This is a genomic window from Sporosarcina sp. P16b (assembly GCF_002743065.1).
Classification (GTDB): domain Bacteria; phylum Bacillota; class Bacilli; order Bacillales_A; family Planococcaceae; genus Sporosarcina.
Genome location: NZ_PDYO01000004.1, coordinates 21,118 through 43,889 on the forward strand (window position 1 = coordinate 21,118; position 22,772 = coordinate 43,889).

Consider the following 22,772-nt stretch of genomic DNA (forward strand, 5'->3'; position numbering starts at 1 on the left):
GCATGTGTAAACGACAGATTCCTATTTAGTATCAAAAGAAGAAATTATAGCTTTCGCGTCTCGCTATGATCCACAGGATATCCATATGAATGAGCAGAAGGAAAAAAATGGCCCTTTTAAAGGAATTATTGCATCAGGTCTTCTTACATTAGGTATTGCTACGAAATTGGGCATTGAATTACGGAGCATGACGGAGAATTTCATTTGTGGTGTTGGGTGTGATGATGTTCGATTTTTACAACCGGTTTATCCTTCTGATATGTTGACAGCACATATTGAAGTCGTCGAATGTACCCCTCACAGCCAAAAAAATGATAGGGGATTTGTTTCATTTTCGTATAAGGTCAAAAATCAACGTGGGAAAGTAGTCCTGACCTTTCGTTTAACAGGTTTACATGAGCGTGATCAATCTTTATTGCATGCCTAAATAACAGTCTAGCAATCAATTTCTCTTTCTACATTACTTGAAGAATTTAAAAATGTTGCTAAGCCGGTCGGTGCTAGCAAGGAATATTTTTAAAAATGTATTCAAATATGAGGAGGGTGTAAAGATGATATTCACTAAAAGTTTACTATATGCGGCCAGGACGTATCCAGAAAAGTTAGCTATTATTGACGGTAAACATAAATTTTCCTACCGTGAATTGATTAATCGAACGGCAAAACTTAAACAATCACTGCAAGGGATGGGTATAAAAAAAGGAGATCGTGTAGGCATGTTGATGCTGAATGATTTTCGCTATATCGAGTTAATGTATGGGGTAACAGCACTTGGCGCAATTGTAGTACCACTTAATATTAGATCGAATCCCGAGGAACTTGCATTTATCTTAAATAATGCGGGTGTAACTATTTTATATATCCATAAAGAATTTCTACCCGTTGTTCCTTATTTGAAAGGAAATGTATCTGGAGTTCGCCATTTCATTCTTGCTGAAGATGCCAAACTGATGGAATCGATTGAGTCTGATGACATTGAATCCTATGAAAAGTTAATTGATGCACAGCCCGATGGAAAGTTAGCGTATGAAGGAGTCGATGACGAGGACATTGTTGGTATTTTCTATACAGGTGGAACGACGGGACGACCTAAAGGAGTTATGCTTACGCATAAAAATTTAACGGTCAATTCCTACCATATGCTGGCTAATATAAAATGTGCCGAAGATGATGTTTATCTTCATGCTGCGCCTATGTTCCACTTAGCAGATCAAGCTTCAACAAATCTATTTACGATGTTAGGGGCAACGCATGCAATCATTCGTATGTTTACACCACAAGGCGTACTTCAAGCGATTCAAGATGCAAAAGTAACTGTTTGTACGCTTGTGCCAACGATGCTAAATTTTCTTTTTCATGATCCTGAATTTCAAAACTACAATCTTAGCTCACTTCGAAGATTGACTTATGGCGCGTCTCCGATGTCGATTGCTTTGCTAAAAAAGTCACAAACCATGATGCCACACGTAAAATTTAACCAAGCATTTGGAATGACAGAAGCAGCTCCAGTTCTCACGATATTGAAAGAAAAGGATCATATTATAGGCGGTACAGAGAAAGAAGAGAAACGACTCAATTCCTGTGGGCAAGCGGTGCAAGGCGTCGAAATAAAAGTAGTGAATCCCGAGGGAAATGAAGTCCCAAATCATCAAGTCGGAGAGCTTATCGCAAGAGGTGCGAATATTATGAAAGGGTATTGGGATTTACCAGAAGAAACAGCACATGCGATACGAGCCGGTTGGTATTATACGGGGGATCTCGGTTACAAGGATGAAGACGAATATTATTATATTGTGGATCGGGCAAAAGACATGATTATTACAGGTGGCGAAAACGTGTATTCGATTGAAGTAGAAGAAGTGCTATCGAGCCATCCGGCTATATTAGAGTGCGCAGTGTTCGGTATTCCAGATGAACGTTGGGGGGAAACTGTAAAAGCTTGTGTCGTCTTAAAAACGCCTGATTTAGTTACAGGAGAAGATATTATTTCATTTGCCAAACAACATTTGGCAACTTATAAAGTTCCGAAAACAGTTGTTTTGTTAGATGAACTGCCGAAGAGTGGTGCGGGTAAGAATTTGAAACGAACATTGCGTGACCAATTCTGGAAGGGTTCTAGGAAACTTGTCAACTAATTTTGGCAACGTAAAGGGCATTTACAGTGGCAAAAAACATATATGAAGTGGGAGCATCCTATCTTCCCGCACGGCTAAGTAGCGCCTCCAACATAAGTGATTGTTGGTAGGTGTTTTTTTGCGTAAAAACTATGTGTAAATGTAATATTCATATGTAAGTGAGCGACTTTATTAATCAGCTGATACCTAATCAATCATATTGTATGAAATTCAAACACTGTCTTTTCATATTGCACGAAATTCAAACGCATTATATAAATATTGAAAAAGAAATATCTGAAAATACATAAAACAATTAGGTGGTAATAAAATATGATTTTGGACTAGCTGCTAGTAATCAATAGTTTCTAGCCTTTATTTTGATCGATTCTGTCAATAGTGTTTTTTATGGCACGAATATTGCATTATGTATTAGGTGTAAATAAAAATAATAACTGTGAAGGGGGCATAAAAAAGTTTTGAATATCAAATGAGAAATATGCCAGCATTTACGTGAATCACGGGAAAACGACAATCAACGAAAAGGACGGTGTGCGTAATGAAGGTTAAAAATATGCAGATGGGTTTACAAGTGTTTGCTGAAGAAAAACCTCATGAAGTCGCTATTGTCTGTTATGAGCAAGCATTAACATTTCAAGACTTGTATCACCGTGTAAATACTATAGCAAATTCTCTATTGGAATTAGGGGTAACAAAGGGAGATCATATCGCTGTCTATATGCGAAACCGACTGGAAATGCCAGAGATTTACTACGCAATTTCAGTTGTAGGTGCTGTATGTCTACCCATTAACTACATGCTAGAAGGAGATTCTCTATCAGGTCTGCTGAATGGATCCGATGCTAGATACGTTTTTGTAGAAGGAGAGTTACTTCCAAAAATTGAGGTCGTTAAAGACCAGCTATCGTACGTATCCAATAAAACAATTATCGTACTAGATGCGAAGCCGGAAACACCCTTTAGCAATTACGAATCGATGCTTCAGCATGGTTCTACAGAGGACCCGACTGTCTTGGTAAATCCGGATGACACATTTAACATTATGTTTACCTCAGGGACAACTTCTTTGCCGAAGGGAATCGTAATCGATGGCGGAACAACATTTAAGCGTGTGCATTGTTTCACAGAAGAATGGCAAATGAATTCTTCGTCGGTCACATTGATAACGGTTCCCCTCTATCACAGTGTAGGTCTTACCTTCAGTTGGCTCTTACCTTTGTTGGGTTCCAGACTTATCATTATGCGTGAATTTAACCCTAAACTTACGCTGCAATGGATAGAAGATCACCAAATTACACATGCCTTTTTTGTACCGACGCAATATCATTACTTACTACAGGTGCCAGAATTAGAAAAATTCCAATTCTCATCCTTGCAATTATTAATCGCAGCTGCCGCACCTTTATCCGCAGAAATGAAAAAGCAGATTGTTGGCAAATTCAGATGTGACTTGACTGAGTTCTTCGGAAGCTCAGAGACATCGGCTTATATTACTCTAAGACCCGAAGATGTCATAAATAAAGCAACAAGCATTGGGAGGAAATTAAAGGAAAAGGAAGTGGAAGTCAGGCTGATTGATGCGGATGGCAACGATGTTGGTCTAGGGGAAGATGGCGAATTTGCGATTCGCAGCCCGTATCTATTTAGTGAATATTATAAATCTCCTGAGCAAACCGAAGAGACCTTCCTTCCAGGCGGTTGGTATTGCACGGGAGACATGGGCAAAATGGATTGCGATGGCTTCTATTATCTTCTTGACCGGAAAAAAGACATGCTGATTAGCGGTGGCGTGAATGTCTATCCAAAAGATATCGAAGAGGTTGTACAAAGGCATCCAGCTGTAGAAGAAGTGGCTGTTATAGGGATTCCAAATGAACGATGGGGAGAGGCAGTTAAAGCCTATATCGTGTTGAAAAAGGATCAGTCATGTAGCGCAGAAGATATGATGCTCTTTAGCAATGAGAAATTGGCCAACTTCCAAAGAGTTAAAGAGGTGGAATTTATTGATGCATTGCCGCGTAATCCATCGGGCAAAATACTCAAGCGTCAGTTGAGAGAAAGAAAGTAACTTTTTAGATGGGATATAGGGAGGAGAATTTCTTGTCAATCACACCGTTGTCGAAAACAAAGTACATGACGGTAGCTGTTAAAGGCAGAGTAGCAACGGTTTCTTTTAACAGACCTAAATCGATGAATGCTTTTACCCTGGATATGTTTGTGGAATTTCATCAGCTATTAAAAGAACTGCGCGTTACTAAATCAATTCATATTATTATTTTCAAAGGAAATGGAAATGCTTTTTCTTCGGGTGCGGATATTAAAAATATGTCCCCGGACTTGGATCTTGAAACAATGATGGATTTGGTTAGTGAAATTGCTGTAGCCTTATACACGCTTCCGAAAGTGACAATTGCAGCGATTCATGGTGCTGCTGCCGGCGGCGGGTTAAGTTTGGCACTGGCTACCGACTATACAATCGCCCAAACAGACAGTAAAATAGCAATGAATTTTAACGGCATTGGATTAATACCTGATGTTGGGGCTCATTACTTTTTACTTAAAAAACTGGGAGAAGCGAAGGCGAAACAAGTCATTTGGAATGCGAGCGTACTTTCCGCCAGCGAGGCTTTTGACATTGGGATGATTGATGAGCTCGCGGATGATTTGCAAGGAGCTGTCGAAAGGCAAGTAGAAAAATGGCTAGCAAGTCCTATACAACCTCTAATTCAGTCAAAACTAATTTTCACTGAAGTGAACCGTGAAGAGTTGATTCACATTTTGAAACTTGAAAAAAATGGTCAGATTAAAATGAGACAAACATCTGATCACTTAGAGGGCATACAAGCATTTATAGAAAAAAGGAAACCAATATTTAAGGGTGAATGAATTCTTGGGAAATAGGAAGGGGAGATGAGCGGTGTCTACTAAAACGGCTATTAAATTTAAACCAGCTTCTTTTAATCTATTTAGAAAAGAAAGGCCTTTTTACAATGAAGAGCACGAGATGTTTCGGATTTCCCTACGTAAGTTTATAGAGCAAGAAGTTACGCCTTATTTTAAACAATGGGAAGAAGATTGCATTGTGCCTCGTGAATTGTATAAAAAATGGGCGAACAAGGTTTTCTTTGTCCACAAGTAGATCCTAAGTACGGCGGGTTAGGACTTGATTTTGGATTTAACTTGATTTTATCGGAAGAGTTGAGTCGAATCGGGGGAGGGACTGCTGGGGCGGATTTACATAGCTCCATTGTCGTTCCTTACTTGGAAAGATACGGTACGGAAGAACAGAAAAACAAGTATTTGCCGAAATGTGTGAGTGGCGATCTAATTACCGCCGTTGCCATGTCAGAACCAGGCGTGGGATCTGACTTGTCAGGTATAAGTACAAAAGCGGTACGGGATGGAAATGACTACGTTATTAATGGGCAAAAAGCATTTATTACAAATGGTATTAACGCGGACTTAATTTTCCTTGCTGTCAAGACGGATCCAAAAGTAATTCCTGCTCATAAAGGCATAAGCATGATACTTATTGAAGGAGATACACCCGGCTTTTCACGCGGACGCAATTTGAAAAAGATGGGTGCATATTCTCAAGATACGGCGGAACTGACTTTTGAAGATGTTCGTGTCCCTGTTGCCGATCTACTCGGTGAAGAAGGTAAAGGGTTCTATTATTTGATGGATAAGCTACAACAAGAGAGATTGATGTGTTCGAATGGAGCATTAGTCGTCGCACAAGAAATGCTGCAGACAACGATGAATTATGTGATAGAAAGGCATGCTTTTGGGCAGCCGATTAGTTCATTCCAAAACACGCAATTTGAAATTGCAGAAATGGCAACAGAGCTAACTGTGGCACGAACGTTCTTGGATGACTTATCAACCCGGCATATGAACGGGGAAGCAATCGTAACAGAAGTTTCTATGGCGAAATGGTGGGTTACGGATATGGCCAGACGAATGTCCGCAAGGTGCCTGCAACTTCACGGTGGCTATGGATATATGGAGGAATCCGACATTGCTCGTCGTTATCGCGAAGTGGCGGTCATGCCGATTTATGCAGGTTCAAATGAAATCATGAAAAATAGCATTGCAAGAAATCTTGGACTGTAACTTATTTTTAGTAAACTTATACTAGGGAGAGATGAAAAATGGAAATTACAAACAGTGTTGCTGTCGTTTCAGGTGGATCTTCGGGTTTAGGAGAAGCTACGGTAAGAGGTATTGTTGGACAGGGTGGAAAAGCAGTTATTCTTGATTTAAACGAGGAACGCGGAAAGAACTTAGTTGAAGAACTAGGAGAAGACAATGTACATTATGTACAAACAAACGTAGCAGACGAGGAATCGGTCCAATCGGCTTTAAATCAAGCGGTGGAACAGTTCGGGAAAATCACTGCGACCATTAACTGTGCAGGAATTGGCAGTGCTCAAAAAACATATGGTCGAAAAGGTCCGTTCGCATTGGATGTTTTCAAGAAAACGGTTGAAGTGAATTTGATTGGCACATTCAATGTCATTCGTTTAGCAGCAGAAAAAATGGCTCAAAACGAACCGAACGAAAATGGAGAGCGAGGCGTCATTGTCAATACAGCTTCCGTCGCTGCATTTGAAGGGCAAATTGGGCAAGCGGCATACAGTGCGTCGAAAGGAGGAATCGTTGGGATGACGCTTCCGATTGCAAGAGATCTAGCAGAATACGGCATTCGTGTCTTGACGATAGCACCGGGTTTATTCGATACACCATTACTTGGCAGTGCTCCTGAACCGATGAAAGAAGCTTTAGGAGCAATGGTTCCATTCCCGAGTCGCTTAGGTCGCCCAAGTGAATACGCTCGTCTTGTTAACAGTATTATTGAAAATCCGATGTTAAACGGTGAAGTCATTCGTTTAGACGGCGCGATTCGCATGCAACCCAAGTAATTAGATGAAAAGATGCATAGACCAACAAAAAAAGATGTGGTGATTAGTAATGTCTGTTGTAAAAGTTGAAAAGCAAGACAAGATAGCGATTGTAACAATTGACAATCCGCCGATGAATACAATGAGCGAAGAAGTGATACAAGCACTAGGAGAAACATTCGCTAAACTGAACGCGGATAGTGAAGTACTAGCCATTATTATTACAGGTGCTGGAGAACGAGCATTTATGGCTGGGGGAGAGATCAAAGATTTCCCAGAAAAAATGGGTAATTCGAATTTAGTACCAGAATTTTTAAAAACACATAAGATCTTAAATAGCATTGATTTCTCACCAAAACCAACGATTGCCGTCTTAAACGGGTACGCACTGGGGGGCGGCTGCGAACTTGCACTAACTTGTGATTTACGCATTTCGGAAGAGCAAGCATTACTTGGCGTACCGGAATCGACGCTTGGCTTGCTCCCTGGTGGAGGTGGAACTCAACGTTTACCTCGACTCATTGGAGAAGCAAGAGCTAAAGAGTTAATGTTTACGGGAGAACATATTACGGCGGAAGAAGCTTTACGCATTGGATTGGTCAATCGAGTTGTTCCAAAGGGTGAAGGATTGGACGAAGGGCTCAAATTGGCGAAAAAAATCTGTCGGAACTCACCTACTGCGGTGAGAAATATTAAAAAGGCGGTAGATGAAGGTCTTGAATTACCGTTTAACAAAGCAATCGAAAGAGAAGCTGAACTGTTTCAAGAATTGTTTCTCACAGAAGATGTAAAAGAAGGCGTGCAAGCATTTTTAGAAAAGAGACGACCTGAATTTCTAGGGAAATAAAGCATCATAAAAAATGGATTGACAAACATATTTTATAGTATTTTGTCACTAAGTATAAGGCAATTCCAATCGTAACGATGGCGTTCAGTATCAGTCGTATTGAATGCATCACGCCTTCAAAAAGTAAATTTGGGAAATTAACGAAAAGAGCCCGTGGCAACTCCTTTATGGATAGCTACAGGCTCCTTTTTATGGAGTTTTGTTATTTAAAATATCGTGGAATATGTAAAAATTTCTTGCCAAGTAGATTTATTATTCATGGGATCGAACTAACTTATGTACATCAATACGAATCCCTGTGTGTCATTATTCTGGAGTAACCCTTCGTATAGTGTTTAAAAGATATCGATAAATCCTCAACTTAGGGAGGTAAATTTAGTATATAAGTTGAATATATGAATCCGGTTTTATAATCTCACACAAAGACGAATAATAACTTCGTCGTGTCGTTGGTTGACATCACGAATAAATTCCCTAACCTTTAAAGTGATTTTTTGAACACTTGGGAAAAAGATATTATTAATAACGGATTCCTTCAACCATTTCCATAAGCCTTCTACAAGATTTAGTTGCGAGCTATAGGGAGGCAGAAAACAAGTTCAAGTCGAGATTGATTCTCTTTGAGAAAAGGTTGCAGGTACTTCGCATGATGAATACGTGCATTGTCCAGAATCATAACGATTTTTCCTGAAGGATAATGCTCAAGAACTTTAGTTAGGAAGCCTAGAAAAGCGACTGCGTCATACTTTTCTTCCTCGATGCAAAATATTTCACCGGTTTCATAATCTAATGTGCCAATCAATTTCACGCCTTTATGCTGCCCATATGTTGGGATCAGTCGTTGCTTTCCTTTTAAGAACCAGGTCCGCTGAATCGCTTGGTAATCACGAATCATTGATTCGTCTTCAAAAAGAAGGTGGTCAATTTCTTCATTTATAAGTTTTTTTAGCGCAGGGAATGTTTCTTCTACAAATAGCCTCTGCTTTTCCGAATCTGCCTTTTTGAGGGTATAGGTAGGACGTGTATAGCTGAGTTCAAGCTGATGTAAATCGCCGGACATCCCGCGTAATGAGTAGGAAATACTCCATTCATTTTTAACAAATTCAACGATGAGCGCAAGCGTCCAGTTATATCAGGCTGTAAAACCAACATCCATAGGGACTTGAGTCGATACAATTTTTATTAGAATGGTCTTTTGTTCCTCCGATAAATTTGATGGTTTGCCGGTGGAATGTCCAAGGTTAAGTCCATCAATCCCACTTTCTTTATAATTCGCAATATAGATCCCAACGGTTTCGAAAATTCGGCCGATTAATCTGGCAATCTCTTTCATTTTATAACCGCTTAAATAAAGAAAGATTGTTTGGTAGCGCTCAAAATGGCCACGATCCTTAGTGGTTAGCATAGCTTCTTTAATTTCTACAATTTGATTTTGGACATTCATAAGTCATCAATCCCTTCAGGGTGTTTATATCTCTATACCCGTTTAGGAGATGTAGGAATCTTTAATTCAACTTATATAGTCGGATAAAATATGTACATAGACACTAAAGTAATTATGGCAAATAAATTTGCAAAGATTGCAGTTATAATAGCCAAAGTTATTTTTGAATCGAATACAGGAATAGTTATCTTCCAAAAGTTGCTACGGCTACAATAAATCATAATAAATATATATGCTCTCCCGTTAATTATTGTAAAATTTTAGTGAGGACCTTTTGATTCATTCGATTTGAACTTTTATAATAGAAGAAACAGATCTCATCGGAAGAGGTGGCATATATGGCGATAATAATACCTTTCCAAACTAGGCAGCAACTAGAAACAGAAAAGGCAGTTAAGGTTATGCGTGAGTGGGAAACCTACTTAGAACGGGAAGAAGCGAATTGGCACCAAGTAATAGAGAGGGAAACAGAAGAAAAAGACAGCTTGTCACAGGAAGACATCAAGTGGCTGAATGAATGGATGGTCGAAGAAAAATGATTACCATGAAAGTTGATCAAGAAAAGCTAAAAGGGCTTTATCTTCAGAAAATAGATGAGCATTTACAAGAACTTGAATCAGTAGTATTTTTCGTGAATTCAAAGCAACTAGCTACATATTTAAACATGTCTTGGAATAAGATTGTAACCCACATTTTATACGATGAAGAATTTCCGAAGATACGCCTAGGGAGCAAGTGGCTGTTCCATAAAAAAGAAGTTGGTAAGTATATGGAGAGGTATAATAATGAAGTTCGTAAAAATGGTGGAAGTATCGTATCTTATATACGAAAGTGAAGATGAAAAAACATTGAGATTATTATACACAAGAAAAGAACTCACCATTATCAGTACGAGGGTAAGGGGGTATTGTTATATGTCCGCTGAGGAAACTAGAAATTAATCGTATCAAAGCTTGTCGAAGGAAATAGGGCAAGTCTGTCAAGAATAGAGTAGGTGCATGAATAAATCCATGCACCTACTCTGTTTTTATTCTATTATTTGATATTTTTTAATTTTGGCATAAAGCCATGTTCGACTGATGCCAAGAATCCGACTTGCTTGTGATTTATTTCCTCCAGCTTCCTGAAGAGCCGTTTGAATAAGTTCTTTTTCAGTTTTTTCCATCGAACTGATATAGGATTCGCTTGTAATCTTCTTTGGGGTGGATAGTTGATGCTCCGGTTATTCGTTATTCACATGTAATCGTGCATGGATGGAATCAGGAAGTTGTTCAATATCGATATAGTGATTCTGTGTTAAGTTAGCTGCCCTTTCTAATAGGTTTTGAAGCTCACGGATATTCCCGGGCCAATCATAGTTCAACAGTTTCGTCAGTGAGGAATGGGTGATGCCATTTAATTGGAACCCGGATTGATTGAGATGGGAAATTATGGATTCGACGATGTCAGGCATGTCCTCCATCCGTTCACGTAAGGGTGGAATTTCAATCCGCATGATATTTAATCTGTAATAAAGATCTTCCCTGAACTTTCCTTCCGCAATGAGCCTTTCCAGGTTCTGGTTAGTTGCAGCAATGATTTTAGTGTCTAGCTGAACAATTTGGTTGCTGCCAATTGGTTCATACTCTTTTTCTTGCAGTACCCGCAACATTTTTGTTTGAAGTTCTAACGGCATATCACCGATTTCATCGAGAAATAAAGTGCCGTTTTGAGCCATCGCAAACTTCCTTTTTTTTTCGCCCTTTTTTGCACCAGTGAAAGATCCTTCCGCGTAGCCGAAAAACTCAGATTCGAGCAATTCATTCGGGATGGCCGCACAATTTACTTGAACGAACATACCTGTCTGTTGGGAGGCCGCATGGATGCCATGTGCAAATAACTCTTTCCCCGTTCCGCTTTCGCCAAGTAAAAGTACGGTTGAGCGGCTGCGCGATGCTGCCAGTGCCTCCGTTTTTGCCCGGCGAATCGGCTGCGAGTCGCCAATGATGTCAGCCAAGGAGTATTTAGTACCCCTAATTTCATTCAATTCCTTTTGATAATAGGTGATCTGCTGTTCTAGCTTATTCACTTTTTGTAGCGCTCCCTGTAATTGAATCAATCCTTGGTAGGTGATTTTGCAAATGGCTCCGACATTTATGTTCTCATCTTTTATTGGTAATACAGTAATTAACGATTGCGTTTCTCCAATCAGCTTTGGAACATTATTCAATACCACCCCTGTTCGTACGACCTCTTCTAGACCAAGATTCGGAAAGGTTTCGGTAATGGATTTTCCCAACAAATCATTTCCTGTCATGTTATAAAGATCGCAAAATCCTTTGTTGACCATTGTGATTTCCATCTGCTTATCCACAAGAATAATGCCGTCATATGCTAATTCCACGACGGATCGCAGTTTTTCCTCCCATTCTTTTGAAAACTCTAATTCCCTTGCCGTTTCCTCGAGCTTTGTCATGTCTTCCATCAAGACCATTAATCCGGTCAATTCATTATTTTCTTTTATTGGATAACATTTGATAAATAGGCTATGTCCGTTTAATTCTAATTTTGTTTTTGCTTCAACTTCTTTATTTAGCAGAACACGATTCAATAGTTTGAGAATCGTTTCGTCAATATCCCGTTCACCAAATGTGTAATTATCCGCGGACAATTGTAGAAAAGAATTGGCCAACGGATTGATGGAGATGATATTAAAATGCGTATCGACTGAAAAAAGCCCGAAATTCAAATTATGGAAAATCAACCCCAATTCTGATTCCATTCGACCATAAACTTTATCGTACAAATAGAGGATTTCGGAAGTGGACATGATACCAATGGGTTCTCGTTTTTCATTCAGGACAGGCGCGTGTCCTAACTGATTTTCTAAAAGAAATTTTCGGGTTTCTGCAACTGTATATTCAGTTGTTAAATAGATCGGTTTTTCATTGATGAAATAATGTATGGAATGTTCGAATGCATACCCATTGGCTAGCGCTTGGATTAACCTGTTCTTCGTTAAAATACCGCAAAGCTGTCCGTTGCTATGAACCACTGGAATAATATGAGACCTTGTACGGGCAAAACTCTGGAGTGCTTGCTGTATGGTGTCCGTATTTCTGCATACGGGGAAATCCTTCGACATGACTTCTTGTATTAACATAGATATCATCCTTTCAGAACTAGATTCATTTTATATCAATATACAAAACAATCAAACAAGTTACTTTACACTTTTACGCAAACAATAGTTTACACTTTACAATTATTGTTAGATTTTGTTTACATATGCGTATTTGCCAAACCACTACGATACCACAGATTTCAGCCTTTAAGTGGTTGGCATGAATCTTGCAACTAAGTTAAGTGTAGCTGGAAACTAGAATGGGAGGTTTGTGATAAAGGTGAAATATAATGAATTTCAAGTTGGGCAGACATTTGAAGCAGAGCCCGTGACAATAACTAAAGAAGATATCATGGAATTCGCATTGAAGTATGATCCTCAGTTCATGCATATTAATGAGAAGAAAGCGCGAGATGGTATGTTTGGCGATATTATCGCTTCCGGTATGCACACCTTATCCGCCACTTGGAATTCCTGGGTGCAGCTTGGAATCTTTGGGGATGATGTAATTGCCGGCGTGGGCATTGAAAAGGTGAAGTTCCGAAGGCCTGTTTTTCCAAATGATTGTCTGAGCGTCAAGATAGAGGTTATCGATATGGAGCAGAGAAAGCCCGATTGCGGAGCCATCACACTATATCTGTCAACATACAACCCAAAAAAAGAATTGGTACTTGAAGCGGAAGTCACCGGACTTATACAAGTTTAAGAGGGGGATTAAAGATGAAGCAGGATAATGAATTATTATTATTTCGTAAATCAATACAAGCATTTGCAAAGAAGTATATAGAAGATGATTATTGGAAGTGGGAAGAGGATGGCAATATTCCGAGAGAAATTTGGAGTAAGTTGGGCGAGGAAGGTTTTCTTTGTGTAGACATCCCTGAGAAATACGGCGGTTTAGGGGCCCCTTATGTGTTTTCTTCCTTAATTGTGGAAGAGCTAAATCGGTTAGGCTATGCATCGATTGCGATCAACTTGTCTGTACATTCCAATATTATTGCCCATTACATTCTAGGCTCAGGTACGGATGAACAAAAGAACAGATACTTGCCGAAAATGGCTTCTGGTGAAATGGTCGGCGCCATTGCGATGACAGAGCCGGATGCAGGAAGCGATCTCCAAGGGATCAAAACAAACGCAAGCCTCATGAAGGATGAATCTGGCTATCTTCTAAATGGTTCCAAGACCTTCGTCAGCAACGGCCAGCACTGCGATTTTGTTATCGTCGTGGCACGAACGAATCCAGAGGTTCGAGCTGCAATTGGGACGACGTTATTCATTGTGGATATTCCTGCAGTCGGACTTGAACAAGGAAAGAATCTTAATAAGATCGGGCTTTTGTCTTGCGATACATCCGAGGTGTTCTTCGAAGATGTGAAAGTATCGGAATGCTCGATTTTAGGGGATCTGAATCAAGGGTTTGTAACATTGATGAATGAGTTGCCTAGAGAGCGATTAACCATTGCGATAGGCGCAATCGGTGCGATAGATGGGGCTTTGGAGTTAACAATTCAGTATGTAAAAGAGCGGAAGGCTTTCGGGAAATCCATAAGTGATTTTCAAAATACACGTTTCAAAATTGCTGAAATGATGACGGAAGCAAGAGTTAATCGTGCGTTTGTCCAAGAATGCCTCGACCTCCTTGAAAAAGGGGAACTTGATACGGAGACGGCAAGTATGGCTAAGCTATCCTGCACGGAGGCACAAGGAAAAATCACCGATAGTTGTCTGCAGTTATTCGGTGGATATGGATATATGCGTGAGTACCCGATTGGTCGCGCCTTTGTAGACGCAAGAATCCAACGAATTTACGGTGGTACATCGGAAATCATGAAAGAAATCATTGGCCGAGGCATTTTCGGAAAATAAAAAAACGAGGGGGATATGGAATGGGAATTTTACAGGGACTGAAGGTATTGGATTTTTCTACGCTGTTACCAGGTCCTTTCGCCACATTAATGCTAGCGGATATGGGGGCAGACGTCATTCATGTGGAGTCCCCAACCCGGGCAGATATGGTCCGAGCAATGGAACCGGTAGATGAAGGAGGGATTTCTGCGGCCCATCGTCATTTGAATCGGTCGAAAAAGTCTTTGGCACTCGACTTGAAAGATGCCGAATCAATCAATGTCATCCATTCTTTACTTCATGAGTATGATATCGTGATGTAACAATTCCGACCTGGTGTCATGGCCCGGTTGGGGCTGGATTATGAATCACTTAAGAAAATTAATCCAAAAATCATCTATTGTTCGCTAACAGGCTACGGACAGACGGGACCTTTTGCTGATCGGGCTGGACACGATACGAATTATTTATCGATTGCAGGTGTAATGGATTACTCTCGTCGCAAGGGAGAACGTCCTCCGGTATTAGGTGTCCAAGTTGCGGATATTGCGGGGGGTTCCTTGCATTCGGTTATCGGTATTTTAGCTGCTGTTTATCACCGAGAAAAGACGGGTGAAGGTCAATTTATCGATATTAGTATGACTGATGCGAGCTTTTCTTTGAATGCCCTATTCGGACCAGGGTATTTAGCGCACGGAGTGGAACCGCAGACTGAAAATCTGATGCTGAACGGTGGGGAGTTCTATGACTATTACGAAACGAAAGTCCTTACATTAATAATTTTGGAACTGAAGAACAAAAGTGGAGGTACTTACCTGGCTGCATGAGCGGGGATATCATTACCGCTATCGCAATGACTGAGCCAGGTGCAGGATCAGAATTGGCGTCCATTAGTACAACTGCTATTAAAGATGGAGATAGTTATGTGTTAAATGGTCAAAAAACATTTAATTCCAATGGTATTCAATCCGATTTAATCATCATTGTCGCTAAAACAAATCCAAAAGCAGATCCTGCACATAAGGGAATTAGCTTATTTTTAGTTGAAAGTGATATGCCCGGTTTCTCCCGTGGAAGAAAGCTTAATAAAGTGGGAATGCACAGTCAGGATACAGCGGAATTGGTTTTTGAAAACGTAAAAGTTCCAGCTGCCAATTTACTAGGTGAAGAGGGGGAAGGGATTCTATCACTTAATGAAAGAGTTGCAACAGGAACGAATCCTTTCGGCCGTGGGTGCTCAGGTTGCAACGGAGGATATGTTGAGTATGACAATTGATTATGTGAAGGAACGGACGGCTTTTGGACAACCGATTAGTAAATTCCAGAACACTCAATTTAAACTGGCTGAAATGGCAACGCATGTTCAAATAGGTCGAACATTTTTGGATGATTTAATTGTAAAACATATGTTAGGGAAAGATATTCAAAAAGAAGTGTCAATGGCCAAATGGTGGATCTCGGATAATGCGAGAAAAATGGCTCCTGAGTGTATGCAACTTTATGGAGGATTCGGGTATATGGAAGAATATAAAATTGCCCGTCGGTACCGGGATATTGCCGTTGTCCCTATTTACGCCGGGTCAAATGAAATTATGAAAACTATTATTGCAAAAAATCTAGGATTATAACATGAAGTAAATCGAGGTAAACGTGATGTAGATAAAATGTGAATTAGTGTGGAAGGCTTGTCTGTGCTTAGATTAAGAAGAAAGCGACATATGAGGAATTATAAGGAAAGAGGGAATGCAATGGTCGATACTAATCAATCAATTGAAAAGAGTACAATCTCCAAAACAATGAAACGTATTCTACCTTTTGTTCTATTACTGTATGTCATTGCTTATTTGGATCGGGTCAATCTAGGATATGCAGCCTTGGAAATGAATGCCGATTTGGCGCTAACTGCAGAAGTTTTTGGGCTTCTGTCAGGGATCTTTTTTGTTGGGTATTTCTTCTTTGAGATACCTAGCAATATGATCATGAGTAAGGTGGGTGCTAGAATTTGGATCGCACGGATTATGATCAGTTGGGGAGTTGTTGTAATCTTCACTGGTTTTGCACAATCTGCAATGCATCTCTATATTCTACGATTTTTACTCGGAGTAGCGGAAGCGGGTTTCTTCCCCGGGATAATCCTTTATTTAACCTATTGGTTCAGAGCGTCAGAACGTGGAAAAGCAACGGCTGTTCTTGTATTGGCACTGCCCATAGGAGGAATAATAGGTGCTCCCTTATCCACGTTTATCATAGACAATATTTCGTGGGCAGGCATGGAAGGTTGGCGTTGGATGTTTATTTTAGAGGGGACACCGGCTCTGATATTAGGTGTTGTCGTTGTATTCTATCTAACGAACAGACCAGCTGATGCAAAGTGGCTTACGAATGATGAGAGGAATTGGTTGGAAAGTGAGCTGGCGGCTGAGAGAAAGATTACCTCTTCCATAAATAAAGTATCAAAACTTGGAATGATTAAGGATTTACGTGTCTGGAAGCTGTCATTACTATATTTTACGGGATATTGTGCGGTGTATGGCTTATCTTTTTGGTTGCCTACCATTATTAAATCTTTATCTGTCAGTACGACAACCAATATGGAGATCGGCTGGCTTGCGATGATTCCAGCATTGGTTGGTATACCGGCAATTATTTTCTTTGGATGGAATGCAGATCGAACGGGTGCACATAAGGCTCACTTGCTTTGTTGTTTCTTAGTAGCAATTGTCGGGTTCATTGGATGTGGCTTTTCAGAGTCGGTTGTCATGGTGGTATTAATGTTAACAATCACTTCATTCGGATTATATGGATTTACGGGTTGTTTCTTTGCTTATTTGACCTTTTTCTTTTCCGAGTCTACGGCGCCAGTCGGCATTGCGTTAGTCAATTCATTTGCGGCGTTGGGTGGATTCGTGGGACCGATGATTTTGGGATTGGTCAACTTGCAGCAAGGCATGTTTATACTGTCATTCTTATTGGTAATTGGGTCAATCACATTAATGTCGTTAAAGTTGGAGGAAAATATTGCTAAAAAAGAGGACGTCCAAGCTGTACAATTGGACCCCGCAAATCCAATTTACAAGGGAGAATTAAAATGAAGACATTGCTTGAAGGAGATGTCATTTGGAGTCCTTCCGATGATAGAATTAAAGATACTGTCTTATGGGACTTTATGTCATGGTTAAAGAGTGAGAAAGGCGTAGTGGTGGAAGATTACGCTCAGATGTGGAAGTGGTCAGTGGATGAACTAGAATCATTTTGGGAAAGTGTGTGGGAATATTCAGGTATTATTTCAAGTTCACACTACTCGAAGGTTTTAGGGGGAGCCACGATGCCAGGGGCGGAATGGTTTCCGGGTTCGAACTTGAATTTCACGGAGAATATATTTGCGCAAAGCCAAGAAAATCAGCCCGCTCTCTATTTCCGGTCCGAATTCATTTCAACACAAGAAATGAGTTGGTCGGAATTGAAGGGGCAAGTCGCATCTGTTGCAAAAGGATTAAAGGAATTAGGTGTAGGACCCGGGGATCGTGTCGCTGCGTATCTGCCAAATATTCCAGAGACGGTTGTTGCATTTTTGGCAACAGCGAGCATCGGTGCAATATGGTCGGTCTGCTCTCCTGATTTCGGCTCGCGAAGTGTTATAGATCGCTTTCAGCAAATTGAACCGGTCGTTCTATTGGCGGTGGATGGTTACTCGTATAATGGTAAAAGATTTGATAAACGGGATGAAGTTCAAATGATTCAGAAATCCTTAACTTCATTGCAGCATACCGTTTTCATACCCTATATCCAGGAAGAGATTTTGGAAGGGTGTACTCCATGGGAAACCCTATTAAGACATGAAGTGCAACTGACATTCCAAGCCGTTCCATTTGAACATCCGCTTTGGATTGTCTATTCTTCCGGAACGACTGGATTACCCAAGCCGATCGTGCAAAGTCATGGTGGAATTATTTTGGAATATAAGAAAACTATGATGATTCAACATGGTTACAAGCCGGGAGACGTCGTCTATTGGTTTTCTTCAACCGGATGGGTCATGTGGAATATGCTTATTGGATGCTTATTGACGGGTTCAACCATTGTCATTTATGATGGCAGTCCCTCTTATCCTAGTATGGATGTCCTTTGGGAGCTTGCTGAAGAAACAGGTATCATGTTTTTTGGGACAAGCGCACCGTTCATCTTGAATTCGATGAAAATGAATGTAAGACCAAAAGAAAAATATGATTTATCCAAGCTGGAATCACTGTTTTCTACGGGTGCCCCGTTAACTGGGGACGGATATAAATGGGTATATGAACATGTGAAATCGGATATTTGGCTAGTTTCCGCGAGTGGGGGTACGGATGTATGCTCCGCATTTGTAGGGGGAGTTCCGATAGAACCTGTACGTATCGGAGAGATTCAAGGTCGTTCCTTGGGTGTTGCGGCAGAAGCGTTTGATGAAGACGGGAATGCATTGACAAATGAAGTTGGTGAATTGGTCATTACAAAGCCAATGCCCTCCATGCCACTTTATTTCTGGAATGATGAGGATAATAAAAGGTATCATGAAAGCTATTTTGATGAGTATCCAGGCATTTGGAAGCATGGGGATTGGATAAAGATTGATGAAAAAGGACGTTGTGTCATTTACGGTCGCTCCGATTCCACAATTAACCGTTCTGGCGTAAGAATGGGAACGAGTGATTTGTATCGGGTCATTGCAAATTTGGATGTAGTGATGGATAGTTTAGTCATTGACTTGGAGGTTATGGGTAAAAGTGAATCTCTCATTCTCTTTGTCGTGTTAAAAAAGGGCCATTCATTGGATGATGAATTACGTAGTAAGTTAAAAAATCAAATTCGGGAACATTTATCGCCTCGATTTATTCCAGATGAAATTTATGCGGTGAAGGATATTCCGAAAACACTGAACGGGAAGAAGATGGAAGTGCCAATTCGAAAGCTGCTTCTCGGATTCGATGCTGAAAAAGTGATTAACTCGGATTCAATGGGGAATCCGGATTCACTTAGATTTTTCCTGGAACTGGCAACGGAATTTAATGAGACACGCACAACAAAATTATTTTAATTCAAGGGGGAATTTTATTATGAGGGAAGTAGTCATCGTTGAAGGGGTTCGAACTGCAGTAGGGAGACGAAAAGGGGCTTTGACCAATGTACGGCCAGATGATTTGGCAGCGATCGTATTAGATGAAGTCGTGAAACGTGCCGGGATAGATAGAGGCGAGGTGGAAGATGTCATTTTAGGTTGCGTATCCCAAGTGGGGGAGCAGGCTATGAATATTGCCAGAACTTCGTTATTAATTGCTGGGTTTCCAATCCATGTACCGGGCGTGACAATCGATCGTCAATGCGGATCGAGTCAACAGGCTTTGCATTTTGCAGCACAAGCGATTGCATCCGGTGATATGGACATTGTCATTGCAGGTGGCGTAGAAAGCATGACACGTGAGCCGATGTTTTCGAGTGGACTCGGTAAAGGTCTTAGTAAGAAATTGACCGATCAATATGAAATTTTAAACCAAGGGATTTCGTCTGAAAGAATGGTGAAAAAATGGGATTTGACACGGGAAGAGTTGGATCAGTACTCCGTGAACAGTCATTTGCGGGCATTCGACGCCATTAACAAAGGGCATTTCGAAAATGAAATCGTACCTGTGGAAGTTGAGCAAGATGATGGCACAACGACCATGTTTGCTGTAGATGAAGGGCCGCGTGAAGGGACGACATTGGAGGTTCTTGGTGGATTGAAAACCGTTTTTGATGAAAACGGTGTAATCACTGCAGGGAATGCAAGTCAAATTAGTGATGGAGCCTCAGCTGTCCTGTTGATGTCCCGTGAAAAAGCGGAACAATTAGGATTGAAACCACGTGCTCGTATCGTTGCACGCTCCGTTGTCGGTTCGGACCCGACGCTTATGCTGACAGGTCCAATCGAAGCGACCAGAAAAGTATTGAAAAAAGCTGGTCTATCTATAAAGGACATCGATACCTATGAAGTAAATGAGGCTTTTGCTCAAGTTCCTCTAGCCTGGTTAAAAGATGTTGATGCTGAATATGAAAAGTTAAATGTTGACGGGGGAGCCATTGCTTTAGGGCATCCACTCGGAGCGACAGGAACAAAATTACTTGTTACGTTGTTGAATCGTTTAGAACGGAAAAACGAACGATTTGGTTTGCTTGCCATCTGTGAGGGAATGGGTATGGCGAATGCCACTGTTATTGAAAGATTGGAGTAGGACCGCTTTTAAATCATTCCAATTTCAAGTATATTATTTTAAATAAGATAGGAAAATATAATACTTAAGACTGCCACAATCAATAAGATTGTGGCATTTTTCACTACTGTGGCATAACTCACGAATGAAATCTCAGTCATTAATGCATTGGTCAGTCTTGGGGATTGCCGTTCATAATTCCTATAATGATTCTCCTTTGAATTTGGTATTGCCTACAAACTTCATAATGCGAAGGAACCGGGATTTTATGCAGCCCAACTTTTTGGATGAAAACACTGACAGGGATCCAGTTCCCTTGTCACCGTTTAATATAGCGGTAAATCGTCCCCGCCAGCTGAATGTTAAATAATTGTTGGCCATCTGTCAGGTCGGTTGAAAGAATTTCTTCAATACGTTTCAGGCGATAATTTAGCGTATTCGTGTGGACGTGAAGGACGACGGCGGTTCGTTTGATGTTTTGGTTTTGACGCAAATAGGTAAGTAGTGTTTGCAACAAATCTCCTTTTCGCGCTCGCTCGTATTGAATGAGCGGGCCGATGACTTCGTGCACGAAATCGAGTAGCTCTTCTTCTGAATTCCGTAAGATGAAGCGTTGGATGCCAAGGTCTGTGTAGGACAGGGCGCGTTCTTCGAAATGGTAGTTTTTCATGAATGTGGTGCATTTTTCAGCTTCTTTGAATGATTCGTGGGCAGCGGCGAGGTTTGGTTTCATTCTGCCGATGCCGATGGTGATGTCGAGTTCGCTGTATGTTTTATCGATTTCCTGCTGCAAATGCAAAGCGAGTTCTTTAATGCTGCCTGCCGGGTTCGCTGCCTGCAGTTTGGCAGGGTAGGAGAATAAGGCGGCGAGCTTGTTTTGGTCGATAAGCGCGGCGCCTTGCGAGTTTTTTCCTAGGAAGTTAGTATTCGTCATATAGAGCAGATTGTTGATGACGTTTTCGCTTATAGCTCCGCGCTGCAATTTGTCTTTGTTTTCGACACTAATGATGACGGCGATGTAGTTGCGGTTCAAGTCGAATTGCAGATTTTTTGCCTGCTTCATTAATGTTTCATCAATTGCCTGGCCGGATAAAATTTTTGTCATGAATTCGTTCCGCAGACGCTGCTGTGTTTCGTAGACAGCTTGTTCTTTGACGAGCACGAGCGTGAGGACCGTGCAGATGTGTTCGAGCGCGTTGATTCCGACTTCTCCGATTGGGTCTTTTGAGATGATGATGAGTGTGCCGAGCGGCTTTATTTTCGATTGCAACGGCAGCGCGATGACTTGATATTTTTCAAGGCCTAGTGTGATTTCAGAGACGCTGTACGGGCTGTTGAGCGACTGGTCATTCTGTTTCACAAAGCGTAGTAGTTCGCTGTTCATCTCTATTGAAACGGGCGCGCGGCAGGCAGAAGCGGTCAGTTCGCCTATCTCATCGAATAAGAAAATATGCTCGCCGATCGTTTTGTAAATATAGTCGATAATGGACTGAATTCCTTCCCCGTTGACGACGAGATTGGAAATGTTGCGCTGCGTTTCGATCGAGCGGGACAGCAGCTGGACGGTCTTTTTCTCTTGATGATAAATATTCGATTTTTCGAGCGCGATGGCGGCTTGCTGGGCGATCGCTTCTAACAGCTGCATATCTTCTTTTTTGAAATGAAGCGATTTATCAAATGAATCAAGCGTAATGACACCGATGCAGGTTCCTTTCAATAAAATCGGTGATGAAATGACTGAAGTGAAGTGGAAGTTATTCGAAATAGATTCATCGAGCAGCGTCCGATTGCAAGGAGTAAGTGTATCAAGCGCCTGTTTGATTTCTTCTTCATTTTTAAACACTAGCCCTTTTTCCGCTTGAAACGTCATGCCGGTCATCGATTCGCCGCTGCTTAATTCAATCGATTTAAAGATTTGCGGATAAAACAAGCCATGCGCTGATTTGGCCACCAGGCGCTGTTTCTGCAGGTCGAAAACCCAAATGGAACCGCCTCCTGCTGCGTCTACTGCGGAAATTGCTTCATCTATAATCAAATCGAAAATCGTTTCGATATCTAATGAAGAGTTAATGACAGTGGAAACATGAACAAGAGATTTGAGCTGCCGGTGAGTTAACTTATCTTGCATAATCTATCATCCTAACCCTATAGTATTTTGTGTTTTTTGTGTAAAACACACAAATTCTTTCGGAAAATCACACATAGAATTGATTATTTTTATTGTTTATAATTATAGATGAATTGGAAATAGAATGAAAGTGGGTTGG

15 protein-coding genes and 5 pseudogenes are annotated in these 22,772 nt (G+C 40.9%); 16 read left to right on the forward strand and 4 right to left on the reverse strand.

Going from position 1 to position 22,772, the window contains the following annotated elements; translation table 11 throughout:
• Positions 1 to 31: 31 nt before the first annotated feature.
• The 7 genes and pseudogenes from CSV77_RS06810 to CSV77_RS06840 all read left to right on the forward strand — a co-directional run.
• A pseudogene (locus CSV77_RS06810) lies at positions 32 to 427 on the forward strand (MaoC/PaaZ C-terminal domain-containing protein); the annotation flags it as partial.
• A 124-nt stretch (positions 428 to 551) separates the two neighbouring features.
• Positions 552 to 2,135 (forward strand): long-chain-fatty-acid--CoA ligase, encoded by a 1,584-nt coding sequence (locus CSV77_RS06815; protein ID WP_158232032.1) that lies wholly within the window; start codon positions 552 to 554, stop codon positions 2,133 to 2,135.
• A gap of 538 nt (positions 2,136 to 2,673) precedes the next feature.
• Positions 2,674 to 4,203, forward strand: a complete 1,530-nt coding sequence (locus tag CSV77_RS06820; protein ID WP_099672830.1) for a class I adenylate-forming enzyme family protein — start codon at positions 2,674 to 2,676, stop codon at positions 4,201 to 4,203.
• 38 nt (positions 4,204 to 4,241) lie between these two features.
• Complete coding sequence (locus tag CSV77_RS06825) at positions 4,242 to 5,021, forward strand: enoyl-CoA hydratase (protein ID WP_199203722.1); 780 nt, start codon at positions 4,242 to 4,244, stop codon at positions 5,019 to 5,021.
• Between the two features lie 118 nt (positions 5,022 to 5,139).
• Positions 5,140 to 6,251, forward strand: a pseudogene (locus tag CSV77_RS06830) (acyl-CoA dehydrogenase family protein).
• Positions 6,252 to 6,289: 38 nt separating this feature from the next.
• Complete coding sequence (locus tag CSV77_RS06835) at positions 6,290 to 7,060, forward strand: 3-hydroxyacyl-CoA dehydrogenase (protein WP_099672832.1); 771 nt, start codon at positions 6,290 to 6,292, stop codon at positions 7,058 to 7,060.
• 49 nt (positions 7,061 to 7,109) lie between these two features.
• Positions 7,110 to 7,886, forward strand: a complete 777-nt coding sequence (locus CSV77_RS06840) for an enoyl-CoA hydratase/isomerase family protein (RefSeq protein ID WP_099672833.1) — start codon at positions 7,110 to 7,112, stop codon at positions 7,884 to 7,886.
• 407 nt (positions 7,887 to 8,293) lie between these two features.
• On the opposite strand, the pseudogene CSV77_RS06845 reads toward CSV77_RS06840, so the two are convergent.
• Positions 8,294 to 9,330 (reverse strand): annotated as a pseudogene (locus tag CSV77_RS06845) (IS630 family transposase).
• 338 nt (positions 9,331 to 9,668) lie between these two features.
• On the opposite strand from CSV77_RS06845, the gene CSV77_RS06850 reads away from it, so the two are divergent.
• Together CSV77_RS06850 and CSV77_RS06855 are read left to right on the forward strand one after the other, a co-directional pair.
• Positions 9,669 to 9,869, forward strand: coding sequence for a hypothetical protein (locus CSV77_RS06850; RefSeq protein ID WP_099672834.1), 201 nt, complete (start codon positions 9,669 to 9,671; stop codon positions 9,867 to 9,869).
• Entirely contained in the window at positions 9,848 to 10,165 is a 318-nt protein-coding gene (locus CSV77_RS06855) for a MerR family transcriptional regulator (RefSeq protein WP_099672835.1), read from the forward strand. The genes CSV77_RS06850 and CSV77_RS06855 overlap by 22 nt, the downstream gene beginning before the upstream one ends.
• Positions 10,166 to 10,357: 192 nt before the next feature.
• On the opposite strand, the gene CSV77_RS17345 is transcribed toward CSV77_RS06855, so the two are convergent.
• Entirely contained in the window at positions 10,358 to 10,495 is a 138-nt protein-coding gene (locus CSV77_RS17345; RefSeq protein WP_099672836.1) for a helix-turn-helix domain-containing protein, read from the reverse strand.
• Between the two features lie 57 nt (positions 10,496 to 10,552).
• Positions 10,553 to 12,472, reverse strand: a complete 1,920-nt coding sequence (locus CSV77_RS06865; RefSeq protein WP_158232033.1) for a sigma-54-dependent Fis family transcriptional regulator — start codon at positions 12,470 to 12,472, stop codon at positions 10,553 to 10,555.
• 241 nt (positions 12,473 to 12,713) lie between these two features.
• Here CSV77_RS06865 and CSV77_RS06870 point away from each other — a divergent pair, with 241 nt between their 5' ends.
• From CSV77_RS06870 to CSV77_RS06900, 7 genes and pseudogenes are all read left to right on the forward strand, one after another.
• Entirely contained in the window at positions 12,714 to 13,139 is a 426-nt protein-coding gene (locus CSV77_RS06870) for a MaoC/PaaZ C-terminal domain-containing protein (RefSeq protein WP_158232034.1), read from the forward strand.
• A 14-nt stretch (positions 13,140 to 13,153) separates the two neighbouring features.
• Positions 13,154 to 14,302 (forward strand): acyl-CoA dehydrogenase family protein, encoded by a 1,149-nt coding sequence (locus tag CSV77_RS06875; RefSeq protein ID WP_099672839.1) that lies wholly within the window; start codon positions 13,154 to 13,156, stop codon positions 14,300 to 14,302.
• 89 nt (positions 14,303 to 14,391) lie between these two features.
• Positions 14,392 to 15,108, forward strand: a pseudogene (locus tag CSV77_RS06880) (CaiB/BaiF CoA transferase family protein).
• Positions 15,048 to 15,909, forward strand: a pseudogene (locus CSV77_RS06885) (acyl-CoA dehydrogenase family protein); the annotation flags it as partial. The pseudogenes CSV77_RS06880 and CSV77_RS06885, both read left to right, overlap by 61 nt.
• 120 nt (positions 15,910 to 16,029) lie before the next feature.
• Positions 16,030 to 17,373, forward strand: a complete 1,344-nt coding sequence (locus CSV77_RS06890) for an MFS transporter (protein WP_099672840.1) — start codon at positions 16,030 to 16,032, stop codon at positions 17,371 to 17,373.
• Entirely contained in the window at positions 17,370 to 19,355 is a 1,986-nt protein-coding gene (locus CSV77_RS06895) for an acetoacetate--CoA ligase (protein ID WP_099672841.1), read from the forward strand. The genes CSV77_RS06890 and CSV77_RS06895 overlap by 4 nt, the downstream gene beginning before the upstream one ends.
• A 19-nt stretch (positions 19,356 to 19,374) precedes the next feature.
• Positions 19,375 to 20,526, forward strand: coding sequence for a thiolase family protein (locus CSV77_RS06900; protein ID WP_099672842.1), 1,152 nt, complete (start codon positions 19,375 to 19,377; stop codon positions 20,524 to 20,526).
• 298 nt (positions 20,527 to 20,824) lie between these two features.
• Here the strand turns inward: CSV77_RS06900 and CSV77_RS06905 are convergent, their stop codons facing one another.
• Positions 20,825 to 22,633 (reverse strand): helix-turn-helix domain-containing protein, encoded by a 1,809-nt coding sequence (locus CSV77_RS06905; RefSeq protein WP_099672843.1) that lies wholly within the window; start codon positions 22,631 to 22,633, stop codon positions 20,825 to 20,827.
• Positions 22,634 to 22,772 lie beyond the last annotated feature (139 nt).

What these genes read in the sequence shown, in the direction of transcription:
- CSV77_RS06815 (WP_158232032.1), top strand. Translation starts at nt 552, where the DNA reads ATGATATTCACTAAAAGTTTACTATATGCGGCCAGGACGTATCCAGAA.
- CSV77_RS06820 (WP_099672830.1), top strand. Translation starts at nt 2,674, where the DNA reads ATGAAGGTTAAAAATATGCAGATGGGTTTACAAGTGTTTGCTGAAGAA.
- CSV77_RS06835 (WP_099672832.1), top strand. Translation starts at nt 6,290, where the DNA reads ATGGAAATTACAAACAGTGTTGCTGTCGTTTCAGGTGGATCTTCGGGT.
- CSV77_RS06840 (WP_099672833.1), top strand. Translation starts at nt 7,110, where the DNA reads ATGTCTGTTGTAAAAGTTGAAAAGCAAGACAAGATAGCGATTGTAACA.
- CSV77_RS06850 (WP_099672834.1), top strand. Translation starts at nt 9,669, where the DNA reads ATGGCGATAATAATACCTTTCCAAACTAGGCAGCAACTAGAAACAGAA.
- CSV77_RS06855 (WP_099672835.1), top strand. Translation starts at nt 9,848, where the DNA reads ATGGATGGTCGAAGAAAAATGATTACCATGAAAGTTGATCAAGAAAAG.
- CSV77_RS17345 (WP_099672836.1), bottom strand. Translation starts at nt 10,495, where the DNA reads ATGGAAAAAACTGAAAAAGAACTTATTCAAACGGCTCTTCAGGAAGCT.
- CSV77_RS06865 (WP_158232033.1), bottom strand. Translation starts at nt 12,472, where the DNA reads ATGTTAATACAAGAAGTCATGTCGAAGGATTTCCCCGTATGCAGAAAT.
- CSV77_RS06875 (WP_099672839.1), top strand. Translation starts at nt 13,154, where the DNA reads ATGAAGCAGGATAATGAATTATTATTATTTCGTAAATCAATACAAGCA.
- CSV77_RS06890 (WP_099672840.1), top strand. Translation starts at nt 16,030, where the DNA reads ATGGTCGATACTAATCAATCAATTGAAAAGAGTACAATCTCCAAAACA.
- CSV77_RS06895 (WP_099672841.1), top strand. Translation starts at nt 17,370, where the DNA reads ATGAAGACATTGCTTGAAGGAGATGTCATTTGGAGTCCTTCCGATGAT.
- CSV77_RS06900 (WP_099672842.1), top strand. Translation starts at nt 19,375, where the DNA reads ATGAGGGAAGTAGTCATCGTTGAAGGGGTTCGAACTGCAGTAGGGAGA.
- CSV77_RS06905 (WP_099672843.1), bottom strand. Translation starts at nt 22,633, where the DNA reads ATGCAAGATAAGTTAACTCACCGGCAGCTCAAATCTCTTGTTCATGTT.